A 3222-nucleotide genomic window follows, 5' to 3' on the forward strand; every position below is an offset into this window, starting at 1 on the left:
GGACCCTAGACAAGTCCCATCGTCGCAGGTCAGGAGCACTCTTCGCGTTTCCGATCACGCATCGGACACCCGGCCACGCGAAAGCCCGAGGCTAAAACCACCCATTAGGCGAAGATCAACAGTCACCCTGTGTACGCGACCACACGAAGTGGACCAGAGCCACGACTCGTGAACAAAGCCATTCCGGTCGCTCGTGAGCGCAACACCTCACCGATTGCGGCCTCAGAGTGATCGACGCAAGGTGGATACGTCACCCCCCCCCAGAGTGAAGGACAGAATCGTCATGGGTAAGGCAAAGGCGAAGGCCAAGCAGGTCAAGGGCAAGCTGAAGGAAACCGTCGGCGATGCCATGGATGACAAAGGCATGCAGGCAGAGGGCCGCGGCGAGCAAATGACGGGCAAGGCCCAGGAGACTGCGGCAAAGGCGGCAGAGCGGCTGAAGAAGTCCGGACGGTAGGACCTCCATTGTGGTCCGCGCACCCGGGGCGACCGCATCCGGGTTTCACGGCCGCAGGGGCGGGGCGGGTGCCGGCCGCGCGCGGCCGGCACCAGCCGTCAGGTGTCGGTGCTCGGTGAAATTTCGCTGACGTTCGGCGGCCCCGGGCAGATCGCCCTGGTCCAGGTCGGCGGTGACCATCAGCAGCCCTTCCTCGACTGGGCGGAGAAGGCACTGCTGCCCGCCCTGCGTGATCTCTGAGAGCCGGTCGCGACATTGAAGCTCCTCCAGCCTCCGGGTGTCTACGCGCCACAGGAAGACACAGCCATGCTGATATCCGCACTGCGGCGCGAACGTCTGTCACCCGGAGCGGAGGTGCTCGACGTGGGTACCGGTACAGGCGTGGTGGCGATCGTCGCCGCCCGCCACGGCGCTGCCCACGTGCTCGCCATCGACACGTCGACTGCGGCGGTGCTCACGACACGACTGAACGCATTGCTGTCCGGGCACGCGCGGGCTATCCGGGCCGGCCGCGGTGACCTGACGGAGCCTGTGACCGGCCTGAGGTTCGACTTGGTGCTGGCGAACCCGCCGTACGTGCCGTCCGCGAACGTCCGATTGCCTCGTCGCGGTACTGCTCGCGCCTGGGAGGCGGGGATCGACGGCCGGGCGGTGATCGACCGACTCTGTGCGAAGGTCCCCGCTCTGCTGCGCCCTGGGGGCGTGCTGCTCGCGGTCCACTCCGCGCTGAGCGGCCCAGCCATGACCGTAGCGCGGCTGGCTGAAGCCGGTCTGGACGTCACCGTGACCGACCGCCGGTTCGTTCCGTTCGGGCCTGTCCTGCGTGAACGGGCTGGCTGGCTGGAGATGCAGGGCCTGATCGAGCCCGGCCAGGAGAAAGAGGAACTGGTGGTGATCCGTGCAGAACAGCCGTACTGAACCGGAGAGCACACCTCGGGCAGCTGCACGGCGCGTCATGCAGGAGCCGGGCGGACCCATGCTCGTGGGAGGGCCCGTTGAAGTGGTCCAGGAGGACGGCACCATTGCTCGCTCGGACCGTCCTGTTGTCGCACTGTGTACCTGCCGACGGAGCCGAATCTTCCCTTGGTGCGACACGAGCCATCGCGGCCGGAGGAAGCCGAAAGCTCCATCGCCGGCCTCAGAGCGGCACACGGAGTGAGGACTGGCCGTGCCGCCAGGCGCTGAGCAACTGCTCCCCGAACCGGTCTTCCAACCATCCGGTGGCCGCGATGCCGAAGGCGACGTCTGGTGCCAGATCCGGCTCCTCCCGGAGCAGACCGGCGATGATCTCATGTCGCAGGAGTTGCTCATGTACGGCGTCGGCCTCCACATGCTCCGCATAGAAGTGGACGGCTGCAGGCCCGGCACCGGCTCGCTCCAATGCCTCAGCGAGGCGCCTGGAACCCGGTGATGAGGTGATCTCCACTGAGGCGAAGTGACCGACCAGCGCACCACGGTGTGAGCGGTGGAGTCCAAAGAGCGACATGAGGTTGACGGTCGCGAGCATCTGCGGCGATCCGGCGTCGAGGTAGCGCCCGTACGAGGTGTCCAGGTCGAGGTCCGCCATCAGATCGGCGAACAGCTTCGAGTGGACCTGTTCCGCCCGTCCCGCTCCGAATTCGTCGTACTCCACCGTGACCATTCCTGCTTTGGCTCGGCCCGTCAGGCGCGGAATCACCCACACGTGCGGGTCGGCCTCCTTGAGGTGGTATAGCGAGCGGTGGGCGGCGTACTCGCGCAGTTGCCACAGCTCGCCCTCGTCCCGCAGGAAGTACGACACGCCTTCGGCGTCCACCGGTTCCAGAACGGCTTCCTCCAGCGCGCTGCCGACGTCGTCGGCCGCCGGCACGTCAGCGCGCAGAGCCGCCAGGAACCCGCGCTCCAGCGCGGCACGCACCCTGAGCAGTTCCGGATCCCACTCCCAGGCGCCGTCCACCCCGTCGAAGCCGCGGTAGTGCAACTCGTAGCAGAGGTACAGGGCGAGCTGGAGGTCGTCGCCGTACGGGTCGGCGCCCGCCGTGAGGGATGTGTCCGGCAGTCCGCGCCGCCCCGGTTCCCGGCCGAGCGCTTCGATCAGGGCGGCAGATACCTCACCTCTGGTTTCCGGTAGCTTCATGGGGCTTCCTCCCCTCGGCCCGTCGGCTCGTTCCGTGGGGGCACGGCGAGGGAGAATGAGTGCCCGGCGGGGTCGGCGTAAAAGCGTACGCCGCGCAGCCCACCGCCGACCTTGGCGTCCATTGGCATTGCATCGAGGCTCACCGCTTCTCGTTCCGCCTCGTCCACATCACCGTGCGCGACGAGTATCCGAAGATGCGCCTGCTGGGCGTGGTCTGGCCGCGGCCAGCTGGGAGGGGCGTAGCCGTGGTCCCGGCGGATCGCCAGGTGCACGCCGTTGTGGCCGACGAGTTCCACAAAATCAGGATCGCTCACCACCTGGATTTCCGCATCGAGCAGTGACGCGTAGAACTCCGCCAGGGCTTCGGGCTCTGCGCAGTCCAGCACGAGGACACTTGTCTTTGTAACGGTCATGTTGATTCGGGTTGATTCAGGTTGATTCGGGTGCCCGTCTACGCTCAGAACACACGGGTGACGGTCCAGTGCCTACGGGCGACGAGCTTCCGTCGTCGAGAACCAACTTGCTTTATCAAGCATGAGTGGTTGTGGTTCAACTTCCGTTTGCGCCGTGAGGCGCTGTTGGTTCGAGTGGAGGTGAAAGACCTGCACCAACCCGCTGTCGCAGCAGCTGGGTTGAAGCTGAGGGCAGT

6 protein-coding genes are annotated in these 3222 nt (G+C 66.3%); 4 read left to right on the top strand and 2 right to left on the bottom strand.

The window, feature by feature from the left end; all coding sequences use genetic code 11:
- The first annotated feature begins 283 nt into the window (after positions 1–283).
- The 4 genes from ABZ826_RS39025 to ABZ826_RS39040 all read left to right on the top strand — a co-directional run bounded on the left by ABZ826_RS39025 (position 284) and on the right by ABZ826_RS39040 (position 1616).
- On the top strand, positions 284–457 hold the full coding sequence (locus ABZ826_RS39025) for a CsbD family protein (protein ID WP_361459302.1): 174 nt from the start codon (positions 284–286) through the stop codon (positions 455–457).
- Between the two features lie 108 nt (positions 458–565).
- Entirely contained in the window at positions 566–697 is a 132-nt protein-coding gene (locus tag ABZ826_RS39030) for a hypothetical protein (protein ID WP_361459312.1), read from the top strand.
- 15 nt (positions 698–712) lie between these two features.
- Positions 713–1375 carry a HemK2/MTQ2 family protein methyltransferase gene (locus tag ABZ826_RS39035; RefSeq protein WP_361459304.1) on the top strand — a complete coding sequence of 221 codons (663 nt, stop codon included), beginning with the start codon at positions 713–715 and terminating at the stop codon, positions 1373–1375.
- Positions 1376–1433: 58 nt separating this feature from the next.
- Positions 1434–1616, top strand: coding sequence for a CDGSH iron-sulfur domain-containing protein (locus ABZ826_RS39040; protein WP_361459306.1), 183 nt, complete (start codon positions 1434–1436; stop codon positions 1614–1616).
- Here the strand turns inward: ABZ826_RS39040 and ABZ826_RS39045 are convergent.
- Both ABZ826_RS39045 and ABZ826_RS39050 read right to left on the bottom strand, forming a co-directional pair.
- Positions 1596–2573, bottom strand: a complete 978-nt coding sequence (locus ABZ826_RS39045; RefSeq protein ID WP_361459308.1) for an iron-containing redox enzyme family protein — start codon at positions 2571–2573, stop codon at positions 1596–1598. The two genes, ABZ826_RS39040 and ABZ826_RS39045, sit on opposite strands and share 21 nt — an antisense overlap.
- Positions 2570–2986 carry a VOC family protein gene (locus tag ABZ826_RS39050; protein ID WP_361459310.1) on the bottom strand — a complete coding sequence of 139 codons (417 nt, stop codon included), beginning with the start codon at positions 2984–2986 and terminating at the stop codon, positions 2570–2572. Before ABZ826_RS39050 ends, ABZ826_RS39045 begins: the two co-directional genes overlap by 4 nt.
- Positions 2987–3222: the final 236 nt, after the last annotated feature.

This window comes from Streptomyces sp. NPDC047515, from assembly GCF_040643055.1.
Lineage (GTDB): Bacteria > Actinomycetota > Actinomycetes > Streptomycetales > Streptomycetaceae > Streptomyces.